Below are 22,057 nucleotides of genomic sequence, written 5' to 3' on the forward strand. Positions count from 1 at the left end.
CCGGGGGCGGGGCCACCGCCCGCGGCGGGCCGCACCCCCGCCGGCGGGGGGCGGGCCCCCCGGGGGGGGGGGGGGCCCCCCCGCGCGCCGGCGGGGGCGGGGGGGGGGCCCCCCCCCCCCCGGCCCCGGCACGTGCGGCAGTGGGTTCAGCCGGTGGGGACCAGGTTCCAGCGCTGGTTGGCGCCGCCGTCGGCCGGCCACTGGATCACGCCGGCGCCCATCAGCAGGGACGCCGAGCGGACGTCCGCGAGCTGGCCGTCCGCGCGGTTCTCCAGGGTGTAGCCGCCGCCGGGTGCCGGGGCCACCAGCCACTGCTCGGCCGGGCTGCCGGACGGGTCGGCGAGGGCCAGCTGGGTGTCCGGCACCACCGGACCGGCGCCGGGCAGGCCGAGCCGCTCGCCACTGGCCACGCCGGTGATCGTGTAGTAGCCGTCGCCGGTCGAGCTGAGCCGCCACTGCTGGTTGCCGCCGCCGTTGCCGGGCCACTGGATGATCGGGGTGCCGGCGGTGGTGCCCTGGTCGGCGGCGTCCATCAGCTGGCTGCTGTTGGCGTTGACCAGCCGGTAGGTGCCGTCGAGCGGGGTGGTGCTGCCGGGGGTGATGGTCAGGTTGCTGAACTGCGCGCTGTAGTAGCGGCCGGTGCCGAGGCCGATCTGGCCGGCGCCGTAGCTGCCGTCGGTGACCGTGCCGACCACCGCGCCGTCGATCCGGGCCACGATGGTGCTGCCCTGGAAGGTGAGCGCCAGGTTGTGCCAGCTGCCGGTGCCGGGTGCCGGCACCGTGCCGCTGGCCAGCGTGGTGAAGACCCAGCTGGTGTCGCTCTTGAGCAGGGTCCAGACACCGGTGTCGCTGAGCCGCAGATTGTAGGCGTCCAGACCGTTGTTGTTGCGCCCCTGGGTGCCGACCCGGCCCAGCAGCTCGGCGGTGCCGGCGTGCTCCAGCAGGGCGTCGGCGCTGACCGTGTAGTCGCTCCAGCCCAGGTCGCCCATCAGGGTGTAGGGCTGGTCGGCGGTCTCGTCGGTCCAGCGGATCGGGGTGGTCTGCGCCTGCTGGCGCAGACAGCGGCCCGGACGGCCGCCGGCGCAGGGCTCGGTCTCGAAGGCGCCGTTCATCGAGGTGAAGTAGCGGGCCTCCTGGCCGGTCGCGGTGCCGGCGAGCGAGTCGGCGTACGGCAGCGCCAGCCGGGCGCGCTCCGGCGGGACGGTGTCGCCGGCCCCCTGGCCGGTGGTGGTGGTGACGGTGTAGAGGTGGCCGGGCTGGAGGGTCAGCTGGTACGTCCCGCCGGTGGCCGTCAGGTCGGGGCCGGGGACCAGGTGCGCGGTGGCGCTGTTGCTGGAGAAGTCGGTGGACCAGACGTGCAGCGCGCCACCGGGCAGGCCTCCGGCGACCTTGAGCGTGACGTTCTGTGCGGCCGTCGCGTCCATGGTCTCGAAGACCGTGCTCCAGGCCGAGCGGTCGGGCGCGGTGTAGCTGACGTAGCTGCCGTTGCCGCGGTCGCCGCCGAGGTAGCCGGAGGAGGAGTCCAGGTACTGCCAGCCGGGGGCGGTGAACTGGGTGGTCTGGGCGATCGCCCAGGCGCTGCGGCCGACCTGGTAGGCGCCGGACCAGGGCTGGTCGGCGGTGACCAGGCCCATCGTGTTGAAGCTCAGGTTCTGGTAGACGGAGGCGACCACCGGCCAGTTGATGAAGGCGGTGAGCTTGGCGTCGAGGTAGCCGCGGTTGATCGCGCGGGCGATCGGGGCGGCCCCGGTGTCGGCGTCCTCGGAGCCGTTCTCGCTGGCCCAGAGCTGTTTGCCGCTGGCGAGGGCGTCGGCGGTGGTGGAACAGCTGGTCATCGCGGACATGTAGCCGCAGGGGTAGTGGGTGCCGATGATGTCCACCGCCGAGTTCAGCGCCGGGTCGCCGCGCATGGCGGTGGCGATCGACCAGTTGTCGTCGGCGCCGACCACCTGGGTGCCCGAGTAGCCGTTGGCGGCCAGCGCGGCGTGCAGGCTCTCGTACCAGGCGGCGTTGTAGCCGCGCTCGTTCCAGCCGCCGAGGTAGTCGATGGCCAGGCCGTGCTGGTGGGCGCAGCCGAGCCAGGAGATCAGGTAGTCGACCATGTCCTGGGACCAGAAGTTCCCGTTGCCGATCCAGCCGGGGGCGCCCCAGGCGAGGGCGTAGAGCTTGATGCCGGGGTTGCGGGCCTTGGCCTGCTCCATCAGCCACCACTCGTAGCCGTTGTCGCAGTCGATGGTGCCGCGGGTGTGCTCGATGGAGGACTCGGAGCCGTCGGTGGAGTTGGTGTCGCCGCCGACCTCGACCTTGAGGATCTGCAGGGCGGCGCCGTAGCCGGGCCTGAAGAGGTAGTCGAGGATCTGGCTGCGCTGCGGCTCGGGGTAGTCGAGGAGCAGCCGGGAGTTGCCGCCGCCGCCGCTGATCGCGCCGACGCCGTCGAAGGTGCGGCCGGGCGAGCTGCCGTCCACGGTGATCGCGGTGGTGGGCGCGGTGCGGGGAACGGCGGGGGTACTCGCGGCGGCGGGGGCGGGGGCGCGGGCGGTCAGCAGCGCCAGGCAGAGGACGAGGACGGCGAGCGCGGCTGTCCGGCGGGGGTGCGGGACGCGGGTGCGGGCGGGTCGCGGGGCAGCTGGGAGGGGCGGAAGGGCTGGCATCGGGGGGCATGCCTCCGGTGGCGTCGCCGCTCCGGCGGGTCGCCCGCCTGAGCGGTCACGAATGGTGGATTGTGCGTGATGGGTACTCCGAATCCAACTCAAGCCATCAAAAGCAAACGCTAGGGATGGCGCGACGGGCCGTCAAGAGACCCGCCATGCACGGGAGTTGAGCTACCACCGGCGCGATGCCGAGCGGCGTGCTGCACGCCCCTCCGCGCACCGCCCTCGTCGCCCCGCCTACTTCCGAACGAGTATGGACTGACAGATATTGAAATCTGTCAGTCGTCATGCCATAGTTGTCAGCGCATGCACCACCCCTCCCCTCCCCGCACCACCCCAGGAGCCCTCGATGACCTCGATGAGCAAGCGCACCCTCGGCGGCAACGGCCCGACCGTCTCGGCCGTCGGCCTCGGCACCATGGGCATGTCAGACCTCTACGGCCCCGCTGACGAGGCCGAGAGCATCGCCACCATCCACGCCGCCCTCGACGCCGGGATCACGCTGATCGACACCGGCGACTTCTACGGGATGGGCCACAACGAGCTGCTGATCCGCGACGCACTGCGCGGCCGGGACCGGGAGTCCGTCCAGATCAGCGTCAAGTTCGGCGCCCAGCGCGACCCCGCCGGCAACTGGGTCGGCTACGACGCCAGCCCCGCCGCCACCAAGACCGCCCTCGCCTACACCCTGCGCCGGCTGGGCACCGACTACGTGGACATCTACCGTCCGGCCCGGCTGGACCCGAGCGTCCCGGTCGAGGAGACCGTCGGTGCCGTCGCCGAGCTGGTCCAGGCCGGCTACGTCCGGCACATCGGCCTCTCCGAGGTCGGCGCGGACACCCTGCGCCGGGCCTCCGTCGTCCACCCGATCAGCGACCTGCAGATCGAGTACTCGCTGCTCTCCCGCGGCCTGGAGGCCCAGGTCCTGCCCGCCGCCCGCGAGCTCGGGATCGGCGTGACCGCGTACGGCGTGCTCTCCCGCGGCCTGCTCAGCGGCCACTGGAGCCAGGACCGGGCGATCGCCGGCACCGACTTCCGCGGCGCCAGCCCCCGCTTCCAGGGCGACAACCTGACCCGCAACCTCGCGCTGGTCGAGGCCCTGCGGAAGGTCGCCGAGGCGAAGGGCGCCAGCGTCGCCCAGGTGGCGGTCGCCTGGGTCGCCTCGCGCGGCGAGGACATCGTGCCGCTGGTCGGCGCCCGTCGCCGCGATCGGCTGGCCGAGGCGCTGGGCTCGCTGGACGTCCGGTTCGACGCGGCGGACCTGGCGGCGATCGAGGAGGCCGTCCCGGCCGGCGCCGCGGCCGGCGAGCGGTACGCCGAGGCGCAGATGGCGCGCCTCGACAGCGAGCTCTGAGGGTCGGGCGCCCGGGTGCGGCGGCACGACCGCCGCACCCGGGACCGCCGCACTCCCGCACCGCCTTCCGGGTGCGGGGGCCCCGGGCGATAGGGTTCCCAGCGGGGACCGTCGGTGTCCGGACACCGGAACCCGATCGTGGGCCGGACGGGCCGGAGTCGGCGGCGTCCCGGAGCGCAGCCGTGCCGCCCGCCCACCCGCCGGACCAGTGAGGACGTACCACCCCGTGACCACCGACAGCACACTCACCCCCGAGCAGATCCTGGGTGCGGCCGAGGACGTCCTGCGGCGGTTCGGCCCGGCCAAGGCCACCGTGGTGGACATCGCCCGGGCCCTCGGCGTCAGTCACGGCAGCGTCTACCGCCACTTCCCCAGCAAGGCCGCCCTGCGCGAGGCCGTCACCCAGCGCTGGCTGGACCAGGCACACGACAGCCTGCAGGCGATCACTGCCGAGAGCGGTCCGGCCGGCGAACGGCTGCACCGCTGGCTGGCCACCCTGTTCGCGGCCAAGCGCAAGAAGGCGCTGGACGATCCGGAGCTGTTCGCCACCTACCTGTCCCTGGTCGACGAGCACAGCGACACCGTTCGGGCCCACCTGGAGACGCTCACCGACCAGATCGCGCACATCATCCAGGACGGCGTCCGGCAGGGCGAGTTCACTCCCGTGCAGGTGCGCACCGCGGCCCGCGCGGTGTTCCAGGCCGCCGCCCACTTCCACGACCCGGCCTACGCGGGCGAGTGGTCCGACCCGCAGGCCGACACCGACTTCGAGGGGCTCTGGGCCCTGCTGCTGGCCGGGCTGACCGGCCGCCGGGGCAACCGTGACGGCCACAACAGCGATGGCAGCAAAGGAAGTTCGGCCAACAGTACGGGCAAGTCCACTGCGGCTCAGCAGAGTTGATGGTCTCGTCTCGGCAACGGATGCCGCCCGCTCCTTGCCGCCCACGGTGAACGCACACTAGGGTCGGCCCCACACCGAAACCGGATCGCCGGACGGTGCGGGGCCGTTCATGTCATGCCCATGACATACGCGGCGGCCACAGTACACCCGCACGGCGCTCGCTCCCCCACCCGCGCGCCGCCGCTCCGACGGTGGGCCGCGCCCGCTGCACAGCGCCTTCGCACCACGTCGACCGCGTCCTCGCCGGCATGCACCCGGCGCGGCCGGGCACCGGCCCGCGGCCACCGGCCGCCGGCCCTCCGCACGTGCCGAGATCCACCAGCACCGGGCGTACCCCACACCCCGGCCGCACCCCGAGCCGGACGGACGCGCCCGCGACCCCCACGGAGGGTTCTCCCTTGCGCATCCACACCCCAGCCGGTCCACGCCGCCGCCGGGCGCGCGCGCTGACCGCCGTCCTGCCGTCCCTGGCGATGACCGCCATGGGCCTGCTGGCCTTCACCGCACCGGCCGCGAACGCCACACCCGCCACCCCGAGCGGTTCCGACCACGTCGCGGTGAAGCGCGCCTGCGCCGCGCCGACCCGCCCGGACCAGATGGCCTGCCTGGCCCTGGAGCGGACCGACCTCAGGGAACCGCGCGTGCTGGCGCCGCACGCCACCCCGTCCGGCTACGGTCCGACCGATCTCGCCTCGGCGTACGACCTGCCGACCTCGGCCGGCTCCGGCCAGACCGTCGCCATCGTCGACGCCCAGGACGACCCCAACGCCGAGTCGGACCTGGCCACCTACCGCTCGACCTACGGGCTGCCCGCCTGCACCACGGCGAACGGCTGCTTCCGCAAGGTCGACGAGAACGGCGGCACCAACTACCCGACCGGAGACACGGGTTGGGCCGGTGAGATCTCGCTCGACGTCGACATGGTCAGCGCGGTCTGCCCCAACTGCCACATCCTGCTGGTCGAGGCCACCTCGGCGAACATGAGCGACCTGGGCACCGCGGTCAACACCGCGGTCTCACTGGGCGCGAAGTACGTCTCCAACAGCTACGGCGGCAGCGAGGACTCCACCGACACCTCGTCGGACAGCCAGTACTTCGACCACCCGGGCGTCGCGATCACCGTCTCCTCCGGCGACTCGGGGTACGGCGCGGAGTACCCGGCCGCCTCCCAGTACGTGACCGCGGTCGGCGGCACCTCGCTCTCCAGGGCTTCCAACAGCCGCGGTTGGAGCGAGTCGGTCTGGTCCACCAGCAGCACCGAGGGCGGCAGCTCCGGTTGCTCGGCATACGACCCGAAGCCGAGCTGGCAGAAGGACACCGGCTGCTCGAACCGGACCATCGCGGACGTCTCCGCGGTCGCCGACCCGGCCACCGGCGTCGCGGTCTACCAGACCTACGGCGGCACCGGCTGGAACGTCTACGGCGGCACCAGCGCCTCCTCGCCGATCATGGCCTCGGTGTACGCGCTGGCCGGCACCCCGGCCGCGGGCAGCTACCCGTCCTCGTACCCGTACGCCCACCCGTCGAGCCTGAACGACGTGACGACCGGTAGCAACGGCACCTGCTCGCCGTCCTACCTGTGCACCGCGGGCCCCGGCTACGACGGCCCGACCGGCCTCGGCACCCCGAACGGCACCGCGGCCTTCACCTCGGGCGGCGGCACCGGCAACACCGTGACGGTCACCAACCCGGGCAACCAGACCACCAGCACCGGAAGTTCGGTGAACCTGCAGATCGCCGGCAACGACTCGGCCGCCGGCCAGACCCTGAGCTACTCCGCCACCGGCCTGCCCACCGGTCTGTCGATCAGCACCGGTGGCCTGATCAGCGGCACCGCGAGCACCGCCGGCAGCTACCCCGTCACGGTCACCGCCAAGGACTCCACCGGCGCGACCGGCTCCACCGGCTTCACCTGGACCGTCGGCGGCGGCACCGGCGGCTGCCCGAACCCCGGCCAGCTGCTCGGCAACCCCGGCTTCGAGAACGGCACCAGCGCCGCGCCCTGGACCGCCAGCGCCGGCGTCATCAACAACGACACCATCGACGAGCCCGCCCACTCCGGCAACTGGGACGCCTGGCTGGACGGTTACGGCACCACCCACACCGACACACTGAGCCAGACCGTCACCATCCCGACCGGCTGCAAGGCGACGCTCGGCTTCTGGCTGCACATCGACACCGACGAGACCGGCACCGCCGCGAACGACACCCTGAAGGTGACGGCCGGCTCCACCACGGTGGCCACCTTCAGCAACACCGACGCCAACTCCGGCTACACCCAGCACACTTACGACCTGTCCGCACTGGCCGGGCAGACCGTGACGCTCACCTTCACCGGCACCGAGAACTCCTCGCTGCAGACCAGCTTCGTGATCGACGACACCTCGCTGACCACCTCGTAGGCACTCGTCATCACCGCAGGGCCGTGGCGATCGCCACGGCCCTGCGGGCTCACCGGTAACCGGCCGGTCAGTTACGGGAGTTGCCGAAGACGATCCGGTAGACGACGAGCAGCACCAGGGAGCCGGCGATCGCCGCCACCCAGGTGGCGGGGTCGAAGAAGTGCTTCGGCACCGCGCGGTGCAGGAAGTGGACGGAGAGCCAACCACCGACGAAGGAGCCGGCGATTCCGATCAGGGTGGTGACGATGATGCCGCCCGGGTCCCGCCCGGGCAGCAGCAGCTTGGCGATGGCACCGGTGACCAGACCGAGGATGATCCAACTGACAATGCCCATGGTGCTCTCCTGCCCTTCCGCACGCCGCGCACACGTTCGCCGGACCGCGCCCCCTCGCCACGTCCGGTGACCGCCGCCCGGCGCACACCTGCTGGTGGTTCCTCCGGCCGGCCACGGTACTGCGGCCGTCCTTCCTGGTGGACGCAGCCGCGCCAGCGCACGGTTGCGCGGACGGGCGCGCCGACCGCGGTCGCCCGGCTGTCACCCGGAACGCGCTGAAGCTTTCATGAGAAAACTCTCATGCTGCCGTGTCACCGTGGGGCGCCCCGGCCACCGGGCCGGGCCCGTGCGGAAGGAGTACCGATGGCCGGCGGAGACAGCGTCGGACGCGTGCTGGTGGTGGACGACGACGACACGATCCGCCGTTCGCTGGAGCGCGGCCTGCGGCTCAGCGGCTTCGCCGTGCGCTCCGCCGACGGCGGGCGGGCGGCGCTCGCCCAGGTCGCGGCCGACCCGCCGGACGTCCTGGTGCTCGACGTCTCGATGCCCGACCTCAGCGGCACCGAGGTCTGCCGCCGGCTCCGCGAGCAGGGCGCCGACCTCCCGGTGCTGATGCTCTCCGCGCTGGACGAGCTGACCGACCGGGTGGCCGGCCTGCAGGCGGGGGCGGACGACTACCTGGTCAAGCCGTTCGCCCTGGAGGAACTGGTGCTGCGGCTGCGGGCCCTGCTGCGCCGCCGCCCACCGGCCGCGACCGGCGTGCTGCGCGCCGGCCCGCTGGAGATCGACCCGGCCACCCGCGAGGTGTGGCGGGACGGGGTGCCGGTGCGGCTGACCCGGCGCGAGTTCGAGCTGCTCGAGCACCTGGCCCGCAACACCGGCCTGGTGCTCACCCGCGACCAGCTGCTGGACCGGGTCTGGGGCTACGACTTCGACGTCCGGACCGACGCGGTCGACACCTTCGTCAGCTACCTGCGCCGCAAGCTGGAGGAGGGCGGCAGGTCCCGGCTGATCCACACCGTGCGCGGCGTCGGCTTCGTGCTGCGGGTGCCGGCCCCCGACAACGACTCCGGGACATCGCGATGAAGCTCTCCACCCGGATCGCGCTCTCCTGCGCCCTGCTGCTGCCGCTGCTGGTGCTCGGCGCGGGCGCCCTGTTGCTGGGCCTGGTCACCAACGACCTGCGCAACGAGCAGGACGGCAAGCTCCGCGACCGCGCGGCGGCGGTCCTGCCGGACGTCCGCACGCTGCTCAGCGCCGACCTCACGGGCCGCACCAAGGTCGAACAGAACCAGCACCGCAAGGTGCTGGACGCGGCCCTGGACGTCGGCGTCCGGGTGACGGACGCGACCGGCGCCCTGGTCACCGAGGGCGGCCCGCAGCCCGGCCCGGAGGTGGCGCTGCCGCCGCCCGGCGCCGCCCCCCGCACCGTGCACGGCGTGGGCGCCGGCGGACGCGGCTGGCGGGTGTTCTCCGTCCCGGTCACCGGCGCCAACCCGGGCACGCTGACCGTCTTCTCCCCGCTCTCCGCCGCCGACCCGCAGGTCCGGGCGGTGCAGCGGCGGGTGCTGCTGGTCGCGCTGCTCGCCGCGCCGGTCTCCGGCCTGCTCGCCCTCGGCGTGGCCCGGCACGCCACCGCGCCGCTGCGTCGGCTCGGCCGGCGGGCCGCCGCGCTGGACCCACGGGCCGGCGCGGCCGGCTTCGGACACGAGCGCAGCGGGGTGGGCGAGGTGGACGAACTGGCCACCGCGCTGGAGACCGTGCTGGCCCGGTACGACGAGCAGGCCGCCCGGACCGCCCAGGCGCTGGAGACCGCCCGCTCGTTCTCCGCGGCCGCCTCGCACGAGCTGCGGACCCCGCTGATGAGCCTGCAGACCAACCTGGACGTGCTCAGCGCCCACCCCCAGCTCCCCGACCGGGACCGCGCCGAGATCCTCGCCGACCTGCGCGACGACCATCGTCGGCTGCTCGAACTGCTCACCGCGCTGAGGACGTTGGCCCGCGGTGACCTGGTCGAGGAGGAGGCCTTCGGACCGCTGGACCTCGCCGAGCCGGCCGAGGCCGCGACGGCCGAGCTGCGCCGGCGCCGGCCGGACGTCGCCGTCCAGCTGGTCACCGCACCGGAGGCGGCGGCGGGCCTGCGGGTGTTCGGCTGGGAGGCCGGGTTGCGGATCGTCTGCGACAACCTGCTGCTGAACGCCGCGGTCCACGGGCACTCCCCCGGGCAGCCGGCGCGGATCACCGTCCGACTGGGCCGGGAGGCCGACCGGGCCGTGCTCACCGTGGACGACAGCGGCCCGGGCATCCCGCCGGCCGAGCGGGCCGCGGTGTTCGACCGGTTCCACCGCCGCCGGGACAGCCCCGGCTCGGGGCTCGGACTGACCCTGGTGGCCCAGCAGGTGGCACTGCACCGCGGCACGGTGACGGTCTCCGCGCCGCCCGACGGGTACGGGTGCCGGATCGAGGTGCGGCTGCCGCTGGTCGCGACGGACGCGCCGACGCTGCCGCTGCCGGCCCGGCCGGACTGGATCGGCGCGCTGGCGGCGGAGCGGGCCTGAGGTTCTCCCACGCGCGGGCGCGTCCTCGGCTCACAAGGAATCCACAAAGTGCCGTCCTACCGTTCCCGGTGTCCGGGCCGCCGGGAACGAACGACGGCGGGCCGGGCGCACGGTTCACGTCGTCAGCACTGGAGGACACCCGTCATGAACGCCCCTCGCAAGGCCGCCGCCACCCTCGGCGCTCTCGCCCTCGGCGGCGCCCTGCTCGCTGCCGCCGCCCCCGCCCAGGCGGCCACGCCGTCGGCCCAGCCGCCGTCCATCAAGACCGTCGGCGCACCGAAGAGCGACGGTGCCAAGGGCATCTGCAAGCGCGTGCCGAAGCTCCAGCTGCGCATCGAGAACGCCATCACCCGCCTCAACGGGCCGGACACCGTGGCGGGTTCGATCGCCCGCCTGCAGGTCCGGGTGAACGACGCCCAGAACGCCGGACAGACCGCGATCTACAACTACCTCAACGACCGGCTGACCTACCGCAAGAGCCTGCTGCCGACCCTCACCACCCGGCAGAGCGACCTGAACGCGGTCGCCACCTGGTGCTCCAGCCAGGGCCTGGGCCCGACGGACGCCGCGTCCCCGGCCGCCCAGTGAGGCGCGCGCTCGGCATCGCCGCGGCGGCGCTGGTCGCCACGGCCGCCCTGACCGGCTGCGGGGGCGGCTCCGGACAGGCGGCCGGCACCCCGGCCGCTCCGGCCACCCCCCCGGCGACCGCCCCGGCCGCCGGGGCCACCGACAGCAGCCAACTGAACGCGATGGAACAGAAGGTGGACGCTGCGGAGAGCGCCGCCGCGGCGGCCGACTCGGACGCCGCCCAGAACAACTGACCCACCCCGGAAGCCGCTCGGCAGCCCGTCCCCCCGCGCTGCGCCGAGCTCCAGCGGGCCCCGCCGACCGCCCATGTCGGCAGGGCCCGCTGGCCGTTGTCGACGCGGGCCCGGCGCCGCCCGTCAACGACCCTACCCGGCTGGGGACTTGCCCCGGACACCGCACCGCTTGGCCGTACCGGACCACGTACTGGCCAGCAAGTCCCCATCCGCCAGCCGGTGTTGATTGGTTCAGTGGAGGTCGCGACGCTGGATCGGGGTCCGCACCTCGGCGTCGCCGGAGACGGTGTCGCGGACGGTGCTCGTTCCAGGGGCGGGGACCCGGCGTGGTCGCGGAGCCGGTCGGTGCGAGCCGCCTCGATGTCCATGAGGCTCCCCCGAGGCGCGCTGTCGCGCTCGCGGAGCACTCGGACGGCAGCCGTCGGGCACCGGCGCTCCGGCGGTCTCCGGGATCCCGAGAGGTGGACGGACGCCCCGCCGCTCCGTGGACCCGGCTTGACGTCCCGGCGGCCGGTCACCCAGTATCGCGGTATGGATCTCGGCACCACGCTCGTCTGCCGCCTGCACGTCGATCTGCGACGCCAGGCGAGCGACATGTGTGCGCGCTGACCGCTGATCCCCTCTCCCGCCCGTTGCCCGTGACCTCTGCCGGGCGGCGCGGCCGTTCCCGCTTCTCCCCGGGCTGCCACCGGTAGCCCCGCCGTCCCCTCGCCGCCGGCCGTCACACGTCGCCGCGCGACGGCCGGCGGGCGCCGCCGTGCCGCCGCTGCCACGCGCCCCCAACGCGCGCCCCGACCTCTGTGAGGACCTCCATGAGCACCGATCTCGCGCCGGACCCCGCTCCGGCGCCGGCCGCCCCCCGCACCGACCCCCGCACCCCCGCCGAGCTGCGGACCCTGGTCACCGAGCTGGCCGAGCGCCCGGCGGAGTGGATCCACCTGGTCCGCCTCTCGGTCGGCGAACGCTGGTACGTCCAGCTGGACCTGACCCCGGACCACGAGGTCTGGCTGATCAGCTGGCTGCCCGGCCAGTCCACCGGGTTCCACGACCACGGCGGATCGCGCGGCGCGTTCACCGTGGCGCTGGGCGAGCTGGAGGAGCTGTCGCTGGGCGGACCGGAGGGGGAGCTGCGCACCCGGCGGCTGGGCGCGGGCGCGGTGCGCGCGTTCGGTCCGGAGTTCCTGCACGACGTCCGCAACACCTCGGCGGGCCCGGCGGTGACCATCCACGCGTACTCACCGCCGCTGAACGAGATGGCCCGCTACGAGCTGCGGGCGGACGGGCTGCGGCGCACCGCGATCGAGGGGCCGGAGCAGTGGTGACCGTCGACGAGCTGGTGGCCCGGGCCCGGGCGGGCGTGCACCGACCGGGGCCGGCGGAGGCGTACCGGGCGCAGCAGGAGGGCGGGGCGCTGCTGGTGGACATCCGCCCGGCCGCCCAGCGGGCCGCCGAGGGGCAGATCCCGGGGGCGCTGGTGATCGAGCGCAACGTGCTGGAGTGGCGGCTCGACCCGACGGGCGGCCACCGGATCCCCGAGGCGACCGGGTACGCGGTGCCGGTGGTCGTGGTCTGCTCCGAGGGCTACGCCTCCAGCCTGGCCGCCGCCTCGCTGCGCGAGCTGGGCCTGGTCCGGGCGACCGACCTGGCCGGCGGTTTCGTCGCCTGGGCCGCCGCCGGCCTGCCCACGGTCCCGGGCGGCACGACCGGCGACCGGCCCGCCCGCTAGGCGGTCCGGAGGAGTCCGCCGAGCCCGTTGTCAGACCCGGCCGCCAGACTGGAGCGGACCAAGCCGGCCGGCTCGGCGGCGCCGGACGGTCCGGCGGCGCCCCCGGTCGCCCCCGAGGTGTCTGATGTGTCACTGATCCCCGGTCAGGGTTTCCGACCGCCCCGAGCAGGGCAGGGGCGAATGTCCCTCCTGACAGCGCTTCACCCGATCGGTGCTGACCGCACCACAACTAGGAACTCCCCGTGATCAGATTCGACGGCGCCGGCAAGCGCCACCCCGACGGCACGATCGCCGTCGAGGGTCTGGACCTCGACGTGCCCGACGGCCGGACCACCGTGCTGGTCGGCCCGTCCGGCTGCGGCAAGACGACCATCCTGCGGATGGTCAACCGGATGGTCGAGCCGACCTCGGGGCGGGTCCTGCTGGACGGTACCGACGTCGCCGGGCTGGAGCCGGCCCAGCTGCGCCGCGGCATCGGTTACGTGATCCAGCAGGCCGGGCTCTTCCCGCACCGCCGGGTGCTGGACAACGTCGCCACCGTGCCGTACCTGCTCGGCTGGGACCGCAAGCGGGCCCGGGCCCGGGCGATGGAGCTGCTGGAGCTGGTCGGGCTGGCGCCGGAGACGGCCAAGCGCTACCCGTTCCAGCTCTCCGGCGGCCAGCAGCAGCGGGTCGGGGTGGCCCGGGCGCTGGCCGCCGACCCACCGCTGCTGCTGATGGACGAGCCGTTCAGCGCGGTCGACCCGGTGGTCCGGGCCGGGCTCCAGGAGGAGCTGCTGCGGCTGCAGTCCGAGCTGAACAAGACGGTGCTCTTCGTGACGCACGACATCGAGGAGGCGGTCCGGCTGGGCGACCAGATCGTGGTGCTGCGCGAGCACGGTCGGATCGGCCAGGTCGCCGATCCGACCACCCTGCTGGCCGCGCCGGCCGACGAGCAGGTGGCGGCCTTCCTCGGCCGGGACCGCGGGCTGCGCGGGCTCGGCCTGCGCCCGGCCACCACCATCTCGCTGGTCCCGGTCGGCCAGCCGGTCGGCGAGCGGCGGCTGATACTCGACGCGACCGGACGGCCGACCGGCTGGCAGACCCCGGACGGGCCGCTGCCGGTCGCGGTCTTCCGGCCGGCCGTGGACACCCTGCGCACCGCGCTGGACGCCGTGCTGCTCTCCCCGGTCGGGGCGGCCGTGGCGGTGGACGCCGAGGGGCGCGCGCTGGGTCTGGCGCCGCGGGCGGCCGTGCTGGACGCGGTGGACCGGGCGGGCACGCCGGACGGCGCGGCCCGGGCCGAGGGCGCGGGGGAAGCGGAGGAGGCCGGCCATGGACGGTGAACCCCTGGTCCGCTGGTACTGGATCGGCGACCACCTCGGCTACCTCGGCGGCCTGCTCGGCGACCACGCGGTGATCTCGCTGGTCCCGGTGCTGCTCGGGCTGCTGCTCGCGGTGCCGCTCGGCCTGCTCTGCACCCGCTTCCCGCGCTGCTACCAGCCGCTGGCCGCGGTCTTCAACGTGATCTACGCGCTGCCCTCGCTGGCGGTCTTCGTGGTGCTCATCCCGTACACCGGGCTGGCCACCCAGGCGACCGTGATGGTCCCGTTGACCTGCTACGCGCTGGCCATCCTGCTGCCGACCACGGTGGACGGCCTGCGGGCGGTCCCCGAGCCGGTCCGGCAGGCGGCCACCGCGATGGGCTACGGGCCGTGGCGGCGACTGGCGGCGGTGGAGCTGCCGGCCTCCCTGCCGTACCTGCTGGCCGGGCTGCGGGTGGCCGCGGTCTCCAGCATCTCGCTGGCGAGCGTCGGCGCCCTGGTCGGGCGCGGTGGGCTCGGCTACCTCTTCATCGACGGGTTCCAGCGGACCTTCCCGACCCCGATCGTGGCCGGGATCGTGCTGGTGGCCCTGCTCGCGCTGGTCACCGACGGGGTCCTGCTGCTGGCCCGCCGGCTGCTCGCGCCGTGGGCGGTCCGGGAGACGGCGGTGGCCCGGTGAACTTCGGCTACTGGGGCTCCTGGCTCTCCGCGTTCTTCGACTCACCCGACCGGCGGCACGGGCCGGACTCGATCGTGCACCGGATCACCGAGCACCTGACGCTCTCCGGCGAGGCGCTGCTCTGCGCGGCGGTGCTGGCCATCCCGCTCGGGCTGCTGATCGGCTACACCGGCCGCGGCGCCGCTCTGGTCACCGCGCTGAGCGGGGCCGCCCGGGCGCTGCCCACGCTCGGGCTGGTCACGCTGACCGTGCTGCTCGCCGGGGTCGGCAGCACGGCGGTGCTGGTGCCGCTGGTGGTGCTGGCCGCACCGGTGCTGCTGGTGGCGGCCTGCGAGGGCGTCCGCGGCACCGACCCGGAGCTCCGGGACGCGGCGCGCGGGATCGGGCTGACCCACCCGCAGGTGCTCTGGCAGGTCTGCGTGCCGTCCGCGCTGCCCGCGCTGCTGGCCGGGCTGCGCACCGCCACCGTGCAGGTGATCGCCACCGCGACCGTGGCGGCCTACGTGGGCCTGGGCGGGCTCGGCCGGTACGTGGTCGACGGGCTGGCGACCAACAACTTCGCGCTGACCGTGGGCGGCGCGCTGCTGGTGGTGCTGCTGGCGGTGGCGGCCCAGCTGCTCTTCGCACTGCTGAATCGTTTCGCCCTGCCCGCCGGGCTGCGCCGCCGGCGTGGCTGAGCCCGCGGCCCACTCACTTCTTCGTCCGAACCACTGGGAGGAAACACTCATGTCCCTGCGCTCTCCGCGGCTGCGGCCCGCCCGCTCGGCCTCGACCCTGGTGCTGGCCTCGGCCGTCGCACTGACGGCGGCTGCCTGCGGCTCCACCAGCAGCAACCCGCTCGGCGGCGGCTCGGGCTCCGCCGGCAGCGGTTCGAAGGTGGTGGTCGGCTCGGCGAACTACCCGGAGAACGTGCTGCTCGCCGCCATCTACTCGCAGGCGCTGCAGGCCAAGGGCGTCAAGGTGGACGAGAAGTTCAACATCGGCAGCCGCGAGGTGCTCTACGGCCAGCTGAAGAGCGGCAGTCTGACCGTGCTGCCCGAGTACAACGGCGCGCTGCTGCAGTACCTCGATCCCAAGTCGACCGCGAGTACCACCGCGGACGTCAACGCCGCGCTCGGCAAGGACCTGCCGGCCAACCTCGGCATCCTCGACTCCTCCGCCGCCGAGGACAAGGACTCGCTGACGGTTACCCAGGCGACCGCCAGCAAGTACGGCTTGAAGAGCATCGCCGATCTGGCCGGCAAGTCCCAGGACTTCGTCATCGGCGGGCAGCCGGAGTTCCAGTCGCGGCGCGAGCAGCAGTTCAAGGACGCCTACGGGCTGACCTTCAAGGAGTGGAAGCCGACCGCGGACACCACCGCCAACGCGCTGGCGGACGGCTCGCTCCAGGTCGGCGACGTCTTCACCACCGACCCGCGGATCAGCCAGTTCAACCTGGTCGCGCTGGCCGACCCGAAGGACGTGTTCGGGGTGGAGAACGTGACCCCGCTGGTCAACAAGGCGGGCCTGAGCGCCACCGCGACCGACGCCCTGAACGCCGTCTCGGCGAAGCTGGACACCGCCGGGCTGCTGGCGCTGATGAAGAAGGTCTCGGTCGACAAGGACGACCCGGAGCAGGTCGCCAAGGACTGGGTGAAGGCCAACGGCCTGGGCTGATCAAGCAGTTGGTCAGCATGCCGGCGCCCCGCCCGACCTCGGTCGGGCGGGGCGCCGGCATGCGGTGCGGTGGGCCGGCTCAGTACCAGTGGTGGTTCTGCCAGAACACCCAGGCCTGGTTCGGGCTGCCGTAGCGCTCGTTCATGTAGTTGAGCGCCCACTTGATCTGGGTCACCGGGTTGCCGCGCCAGTCGGAGCCGGCCGAGGCCATCTTGCCGGCCGGCAGCGCCTGGCCCAGGCCGTAGGCGCCGGAGCCGGCGTTGGTGGCGTTGATGTTCCAGCTGCTCTCGTGGCTCACGATGTTGGCGAACGAGGCCCACTGGTCGGCCGGCACCATGCTCCGTGCCAGCGCCCGGACGCCGCTCGGGCTGGTGTCGGTGACGGCCGGCGGGGTGCTGGGGGCGGCCGACTGGGGGGCGGGCTGCTCGGCGGCCGGCTGCTCGGCGGCCGGCTGTTCGGCGGGGGCCGCGGCCTGGGTCGCCGGCGCGGACTGCTCCTGGGCGGCCTGGTACGGCGCGACGGTCAGGGTGTGACCCGCCTCCTGCCGCACGGGCTGCAGGTACGGCGCGCTGTCCAGCTTGCCGTTGAAGTCGGCGGCGACGGGCGCGGCCGAGGCCGGCACGGCGTCGACGGAGAGCTTGAAGTCGTCCCGGTGGCCGTCCGCCACGACGGCGGCCGGCGCCTCGGCGACGGCGGACGAGGACGGGAGCACGAGGGCCAGCGCGGCGGCGGCACAGACGGTGGCCAGCCCCGCGGACCCGGCGATCACGGTGGATCGTCGGCGCACGGTGGTCATCAGGGCGCTGCGCATGCTGCTTCTACCTCGTTCGGTGGTTTCCGGCCCCGGACGCGGGCGTGCGGCGGTACGGCGCGGCCGATCGGCCGCGCGCCGCGGTGGCGCGTCGGTGCCGTGGGCACGCCGGTCTCGGTCGGTGCCGTACGGAGGCGCACCACCGGCGTGACAGCAGGGCGGTGCGCTGGGCGACTCGTCCAGGTTTAACGTGGCGCGCGGCCGGGCGGCAAACCTCGCCACTACGACGCCCGGTAGCAGGACGGGGTGCGGGAGTGGCCATCGGCCCCCGGCCCGCAGGGGCGGGCGGGCCACGATCGGCGATCGTGGTCGTTCACGGGCTGTGGCGGTTGTCACCGACGCCGTCACCCGCGGTGGAAGGACCGGCGCGGAGGGTGATCGGGTGAGCCGGCGCGCACCACCGGACGGGCCGGGCGGCCGATCGACCCCGGCCGCAACCGGACTGACCGACTGTCAACAGCCTTGACAGAACAGTGGTCTAGTCCAACCATAAGTGTCCGGACCGGGACGCACGGGGGGATGTGACCACCGGCCGGCGGGGCAGTGCCCTGCCTCCGCCCGATCAGCTCCCCAGCCAGCCCCGCCCCCACCGCGTGGCACGTCGGCTCCCGGTCCGAGGCCGGTCGCCGCCGTGCGCGCGGACCCCTCCCCCACGTCTGCTGGAGCACTGATGCGACTTCACAGATCCATCCGGGCCGTCGTGGCCGCCGGCGCCACCCTGGTCGCCTCGGCCGGCCTGGTGGCCGGCGCTAGCACCGCGGCCCACGCCGCCACGCCGCTGCCCGCGCACGTCTTCGCCCCCTACTTCGAGGCGTACAGCAGCGACAACCCGGCCACGCTGGCGAGCCAGTCGGGCAACAAGTACCTGTCGATGGCGTTCATCCAGACCGCGAGTGCGGGCTCCTGCACCCCGTACTGGAACGGCGACACCGGCAGCCCGATCTCGGCCTCGACGTTCGGCAGCCAGATCAGCGCGATCCAGGCGGCGGGCGGTGACGTGGTCCCGTCCTTCGGCGGCTACACGGCCGACCACACCGGTACCGAGATCGCCGACAGCTGCACGGACGTGAACCAGATCGCGGCGGCGTACGAGAGCGTCATCACCACCTACAACGTCAGCCGGATCGACCTCGACACCGAGGACAACTCGCTCACCGACACGGCCGGCATCGACCGGCGCAACAAGGCGGTCAAGCAGGTCGAGGACTGGGCCGCGGCCAACGGGCGGACCGTGCAGTTCTCCTACACGCTGCCGACCACCACCAGCGGCCTGGCCGACTCCGGTCTCGCCGTGCTGCAGAACGCGGTGAGCAACAACACCCGGGTCGACGTCGTCAACCTGATGACCTTCGACTACTACGACGGTGCCACCCACGAGATGGGCACCGATGCCGAGAACGCCGCCACCGGGACCTACGACCAGCTAGCGCAGCTCTACCCGTCGAAGACGCCCGCCCAGCTCTGGGCCTCGATCGGGATCACCCTGATGCCCGGCATCGACGACTACGGCGCGGCCGAGACCACGACCGTCGCGGATGCCACCAACGTCGCCGACTGGGCCACCGGCAAGGGGATCAGCACCCTGTCGTTCTGGGCGCTGGAACGGGACAACGGCGGCTGTGTCGGGACCGCCGGCTCCGACACCTGCTCCGGGATCGCCCAGAACACCTGGGACTTCAGCCACGCCATGGAGCCGTTCACCAGCGGCGGCGGGACGACCAGCAACGACTTCTCGCTGAGCACCTCGCCGGCCGCGGGCACGGTCGTGCCCGGGGCGAGCACCAGCGCGAGCATCGCCACCGGCGTGACCTCGGGGAGCGCGCAGAGCGTCGCCCTGTCGGTGTCGGGCGCGCCGGCGGGGGTGACGGCCGACATCAGCCCGTCCGATGTCACCGCTGGGGGCAGCGCGACGCTGGACATCAGCACCACGAGCGCGGTCGCGCCGGGCAGTTACCCGCTGACCGTCACGGGCAGCGCCGCGTCCGGGAGCCACCAGGCGACCTACACGCTCACCGTGAGCGGCTCGGGCGGCGGCGGTGGGCTGGCCAACGGCGGCTTCGAGACCGGGAGTCTGAGCCCGTGGACCTGCCAGCCCGGCGGCACGGTGGTCACCACGCCGGTGCACAGCGGGAGTTACGCGCTGCAGGTCACACCGACCAGCGGGCAGACCGGTGAGTGCGACCAGACCGTGACGCTGAGCCCCAACCACAGCTACACGCTGACCGGTTGGGTCCAGGGCAACTACGCGTACCTGGGGGTGAGCGGCGGCGCCACCGCCTCCTCCTGGGCCTCCGGCAGCGGGTGGACGCAGCTGTCGGTGCCGTTCACCACCGGCTCGTCCGGCACGGTCACGGTGTACCTGCACGGGTGGTACGCGCAGGGGAACGTGTACGGGGACGACTTCGCGATCTCCTGACCACCTGCTGGCCCCTTGTCTCAAGGGGCCAGCAGTTTACCGGGGTTCATGATGCCCCGGGGGTCGAGGGCGCTCTTCACCGCGCGCAGCAGGGCCAGTTCGACCGGCTCGCGGATCGCCGCCAGCGCCTCCCGCTTGAGCACCCCGATCCCGTGTTCGGCGCTGATGCTGCCGCCGAACCCGGCGACCAGCCGGAACACCAGCGCGGAGATCGCCGCCCGGTCGGCCTCCGGCGGCGCCAACACGTTGAGGTGCACGTTGCCGTCGCCGAGGTGGCCGAAGGCGTTGAGCGTGCAGTCCGGATGACGCGACGTCAACTCCCGCTCGGCGGAGCGGTAGAACGACGCCACCTCCCCCAGCGGCACGCTGACGTCGTGCTTGACCGCACCGCCCGCCCGCCGTTCCGCCTCGGGCAGCGCCTCCCGCAGGGCCCAGAGCGCCGCCGCCTGCGGGCGGTCGAGCGCGGGCACGGCGTCCGCGGCCCATCCCCGCCCGGTCGCGTCCGCGAGGAACCGCTCCAGCCGCGCGCCGAGGTGCGCGCCGTCGGGGTCCGTGCTGGCGGCCTCGACCAGCAGGTAGCCGGGGTAGCGGCGGTCGAACGGATCGCGGTGGCCCGAGGTGTGCTCCAGCACCAGGCCGAGCCCGGTCCCGGTGAAGAACTCCAGCGCGCTGAGGTGCTCGTCCAGCGACTCCCGGGCGAGGGCCAACAGCGGTCCGAGCGCGTCCGTCGCCGGCAGCCCGAGCAGCGCCACCGCGCGGTGTCGCGGGGTCGGGAAGAGCCGCAGGGTGGCCGCGGTGACGACGCCGAGGGTGCCCTCCGAACCGATCAGCAGCTGCTTGAGGTCGTAGCCACTGTTGTCCTTGCGCAGCGCCCGCAGCCCGTGCCAGACCCGGCCGTCCGGCAGCACCGCCTCCAGCCCGAGCACCAGCTCGCGCATCATGCCGTAGCGCAGCACGTTGCTGCCGCCCGCGTTGGTGGCGACCACCCCGCCGATCCGGCAACTCCCCTCCGAGGCCAGTCGCAGGGGGAAGAGCAGCCCGGCCGCGGCGGCCGCCCGCTGCACGTCGGCGACCACGCAGCCGGCCTCCGCGGTGAGTGCGAAGTCGGCCGCATCGACGCCGCGGATCCGGTCCAGGGCACGGACGCTGAGCACCACCTGCTCGCCGGTGCCGAGCGGCAGCGCGCCGCCGACCAGTCCGGTGCCCCCGGCGAACGGCACCACCGGCACCCCGTACCGGGCGCAGATCCCGACCGCGGCGGCCACCTCGGCGGTGCTCCGCGGGCGCAGCACCGCCGCCGGACGCGCGGGCAGCAGGCCGCGCTCGTCGCGGACGAAGCCGGCCGCCGGATCGCCCGGGGCGAGCACCCCGCCCGATCCGAGGGTGGCGCGCAGGGCGTCGAGGGCGGCGGCGAGCGGCGATCCGGTCTGGTCCACCCGGGCATTATCCGCTGCCGCGTCCGCCGCCGCCTCGCTAAGGTCGAGCACGTGATCGACGAGTCCTCACCCACCCGCTCCCAGCCGCGCACGGCCTTCGCCGCCCTCGCGGCCACGGCCGTCCGCGACGTCGCCACGCTGCGCGAGATCTACGGGCCGTCCAGCCACGCGGTCCAGCACAAGCAGGTCGACCGGATCCACGAGGTGTCCCGGCGGCTGATCGGCTGCTCCTCGTTCGTGCTGATCGGCACCGCGGACGCCGACGGCAGCTGCGACGTCTCCCCGCGCGGCGGGCCTCCCGGCTTCGTCGCGGTGCTGGACGAGCGCACCCTGGCGATCCCCGACGCGACCGGCAACCGGCGGATCGACAGCCTGCGCAACATCGTGGCCACCGGCCGGGCCGGCCTGCTCTTCCTGGTCCCCGGCCGCAACGACACCCTGCGGGTGAACGGCCGGGCCGTCGTCTGCGCCGACCCGGGGCTGCTGGCGCAGCTCACCGCGGTGGGCAGGCCGCCGCGCACCGCCATCGTGGTGGAGGTCGAGGAGGTCTACGGGCACTGCCCGAAGTCCCTGCTGCGCGGTGCGGTCTGGAAGCCCGAGCAGTGGCCGGCCAGGGACGCCGCCCCGAGCTCGGCGGAGGTGACGCTCTCCCACCTGTCCGCCTCGCTGGACGGCCTGACGGTGGAGATGATCGAGCAGGCGGAGGAGGAGTCGCTCCGGCTCCGCTACGAGTGAGCGGGGCCGGTGACTACTGGCCCGTCACGTAGCGGATGGTCGGGCCGGTGGTCCAGCCGCCGTCCACGGCGAGTTCGGCGCCGGTGACGTAGGAGGGAGGGAGCCGTCCGGTCCGGGAGGACCGGGGTCAGTCCGCGCGGCCGGGCGCGGGCGGGGTCGCCCGGAGCGCGGCGGCGGACATTCCGGTCAGGTCGGCGAGGAAGGTCGACTGGTCGGTCAGTGGCCGCTCGCCCTCGGCGTACTCGCGGGCCCGCTCGCCCACCGCGCCCCCGGACCGCCGGGATCGGGAGGAGTGACGGGGCCGGCTGACGAGGCGGGATGGCGAGGTCCCGT

At 73.9% G+C, this 22,057-nt stretch carries 20 protein-coding genes and 1 pseudogene; 15 read left to right on the top strand and 6 right to left on the bottom strand.

Annotation, left to right across the window (positions count from 1 at the left end; genetic code table 11):
• Window positions 1–146: 146 nt before the first annotated feature.
• On the bottom strand, window positions 147–2,651 hold the full coding sequence (locus tag ACIGXM_RS19190) for an RICIN domain-containing protein (protein ID WP_396562329.1): 2,505 nt from the start codon (window positions 2,649–2,651) through the stop codon (window positions 147–149).
• Window positions 2,652–3,009: 358 nt separating this feature from the next.
• Between ACIGXM_RS19190 and ACIGXM_RS19195 the strand changes: the two genes are divergently transcribed.
• The 3 genes from ACIGXM_RS19195 to ACIGXM_RS19205 all read left to right on the top strand — a co-directional run bounded on the left by ACIGXM_RS19195 (window position 3,010) and on the right by ACIGXM_RS19205 (window position 7,308).
• Window positions 3,010–4,005 (top strand): aldo/keto reductase, encoded by a 996-nt coding sequence (locus tag ACIGXM_RS19195; protein WP_396562558.1) that lies wholly within the window; start codon window positions 3,010–3,012, stop codon window positions 4,003–4,005.
• Window positions 4,006–4,231: 226 nt separating this feature from the next.
• Window positions 4,232–4,906, top strand: coding sequence for a TetR/AcrR family transcriptional regulator (locus ACIGXM_RS19200; protein WP_396562331.1), 675 nt, complete (start codon window positions 4,232–4,234; stop codon window positions 4,904–4,906).
• 473 nt (window positions 4,907–5,379) lie between these two features.
• On the top strand, window positions 5,380–7,308 hold the full coding sequence (locus ACIGXM_RS19205; RefSeq protein ID WP_396562560.1) for a putative Ig domain-containing protein: 1,929 nt from the start codon (window positions 5,380–5,382) through the stop codon (window positions 7,306–7,308).
• Between the two features lie 67 nt (window positions 7,309–7,375).
• Here the strand turns inward: ACIGXM_RS19205 and ACIGXM_RS19210 are convergent, their stop codons facing one another.
• Window positions 7,376–7,642 carry a GlsB/YeaQ/YmgE family stress response membrane protein gene (locus ACIGXM_RS19210; RefSeq protein ID WP_396562333.1) on the bottom strand — a complete coding sequence of 89 codons (267 nt, stop codon included), beginning with the start codon at window positions 7,640–7,642 and terminating at the stop codon, window positions 7,376–7,378.
• 303 nt (window positions 7,643–7,945) lie between these two features.
• On the opposite strand from ACIGXM_RS19210, the gene ACIGXM_RS19215 reads away from it, so the two are divergent.
• The 10 genes from ACIGXM_RS19215 to ACIGXM_RS19260 all read left to right on the top strand — a co-directional run bounded on the left by ACIGXM_RS19215 (window position 7,946) and on the right by ACIGXM_RS19260 (window position 16,326).
• Window positions 7,946–8,668, top strand: coding sequence for a response regulator transcription factor (locus ACIGXM_RS19215; protein WP_396562335.1), 723 nt, complete (start codon window positions 7,946–7,948; stop codon window positions 8,666–8,668).
• Entirely contained in the window at window positions 8,665–10,140 is a 1,476-nt protein-coding gene (locus tag ACIGXM_RS19220; protein WP_396562337.1) for a sensor histidine kinase, read from the top strand. The genes ACIGXM_RS19215 and ACIGXM_RS19220 overlap by 4 nt, the downstream gene beginning before the upstream one ends.
• 144 nt (window positions 10,141–10,284) lie before the next feature.
• Complete coding sequence (locus tag ACIGXM_RS19225; protein ID WP_396562339.1) at window positions 10,285–10,728, top strand: hypothetical protein; 444 nt, start codon at window positions 10,285–10,287, stop codon at window positions 10,726–10,728.
• Window positions 10,725–10,961, top strand: coding sequence for a hypothetical protein (locus tag ACIGXM_RS19230; protein ID WP_396562341.1), 237 nt, complete (start codon window positions 10,725–10,727; stop codon window positions 10,959–10,961). The genes ACIGXM_RS19225 and ACIGXM_RS19230 overlap by 4 nt, the downstream gene beginning before the upstream one ends.
• An 812-nt stretch (window positions 10,962–11,773) precedes the next feature.
• Complete coding sequence (locus tag ACIGXM_RS19235; RefSeq protein WP_396562343.1) at window positions 11,774–12,283, top strand: cysteine dioxygenase; 510 nt, start codon at window positions 11,774–11,776, stop codon at window positions 12,281–12,283.
• Window positions 12,277–12,687 carry a rhodanese-like domain-containing protein gene (locus ACIGXM_RS19240; protein WP_396562345.1) on the top strand — a complete coding sequence of 137 codons (411 nt, stop codon included), beginning with the start codon at window positions 12,277–12,279 and terminating at the stop codon, window positions 12,685–12,687. The genes ACIGXM_RS19235 and ACIGXM_RS19240 overlap by 7 nt, the downstream gene beginning before the upstream one ends.
• Before the next feature lie 242 nt (window positions 12,688–12,929).
• Window positions 12,930–14,012 (top strand): ABC transporter ATP-binding protein, encoded by a 1,083-nt coding sequence (locus ACIGXM_RS19245; RefSeq protein WP_396562347.1) that lies wholly within the window; start codon window positions 12,930–12,932, stop codon window positions 14,010–14,012.
• Window positions 14,002–14,670 (top strand): ABC transporter permease, encoded by a 669-nt coding sequence (locus tag ACIGXM_RS19250; RefSeq protein ID WP_396562349.1) that lies wholly within the window; start codon window positions 14,002–14,004, stop codon window positions 14,668–14,670. The genes ACIGXM_RS19245 and ACIGXM_RS19250 overlap by 11 nt, the downstream gene beginning before the upstream one ends.
• On the top strand, window positions 14,667–15,347 hold the full coding sequence (locus tag ACIGXM_RS19255; RefSeq protein WP_396562351.1) for an ABC transporter permease: 681 nt from the start codon (window positions 14,667–14,669) through the stop codon (window positions 15,345–15,347). Before ACIGXM_RS19250 ends, ACIGXM_RS19255 begins: the two co-directional genes overlap by 4 nt.
• A 49-nt stretch (window positions 15,348–15,396) precedes the next feature.
• Window positions 15,397–16,326 (top strand): ABC transporter substrate-binding protein, encoded by a 930-nt coding sequence (locus ACIGXM_RS19260; RefSeq protein WP_396562353.1) that lies wholly within the window; start codon window positions 15,397–15,399, stop codon window positions 16,324–16,326.
• A 79-nt stretch (window positions 16,327–16,405) separates the two neighbouring features.
• Here the strand turns inward: ACIGXM_RS19260 and ACIGXM_RS19265 are convergent, their stop codons facing one another.
• A complete protein-coding gene (locus tag ACIGXM_RS19265) occupies window positions 16,406–17,137 on the bottom strand; it encodes a transglycosylase SLT domain-containing protein (protein ID WP_396562355.1) in 732 nt (243 codons plus the stop codon).
• 670 nt (window positions 17,138–17,807) lie between these two features.
• Between ACIGXM_RS19265 and ACIGXM_RS19270 the strand changes: the two genes are divergently transcribed.
• Window positions 17,808–19,553, top strand: coding sequence for a carbohydrate binding domain-containing protein (locus ACIGXM_RS19270; protein WP_396562357.1), 1,746 nt, complete (start codon window positions 17,808–17,810; stop codon window positions 19,551–19,553).
• 20 nt (window positions 19,554–19,573) lie between these two features.
• On the opposite strand, the gene ACIGXM_RS19275 is transcribed toward ACIGXM_RS19270, so the two are convergent.
• Window positions 19,574–21,040, bottom strand: a complete 1,467-nt coding sequence (locus ACIGXM_RS19275) for an FAD-binding oxidoreductase (protein ID WP_396562359.1) — start codon at window positions 21,038–21,040, stop codon at window positions 19,574–19,576.
• On the opposite strand from ACIGXM_RS19275, the gene ACIGXM_RS19280 reads away from it, so the two are divergent.
• A complete protein-coding gene (locus ACIGXM_RS19280) occupies window positions 21,041–21,724 on the top strand; it encodes an MSMEG_1061 family FMN-dependent PPOX-type flavoprotein (protein WP_396562361.1) in 684 nt (227 codons plus the stop codon).
• Window positions 21,725–21,737: 13 nt separating this feature from the next.
• Here the strand turns inward: ACIGXM_RS19280 and ACIGXM_RS19285 are convergent.
• A pseudogene (locus ACIGXM_RS19285) lies at window positions 21,738–21,818 on the bottom strand (3-alpha-hydroxysteroid dehydrogenase); the annotation flags it as partial.
• A 33-nt stretch (window positions 21,819–21,851) separates the two neighbouring features.
• Window positions 21,852–21,986, bottom strand: coding sequence for a hypothetical protein (locus ACIGXM_RS19290; protein ID WP_396562363.1), 135 nt, complete (start codon window positions 21,984–21,986; stop codon window positions 21,852–21,854).
• Window positions 21,987–22,057: the final 71 nt, after the last annotated feature.

It is taken from the genome of Kitasatospora sp. NPDC052896 (assembly GCF_044547075.1).
Taxonomy (GTDB): Bacteria; Actinomycetota; Actinomycetes; order Streptomycetales; family Streptomycetaceae; genus Kitasatospora.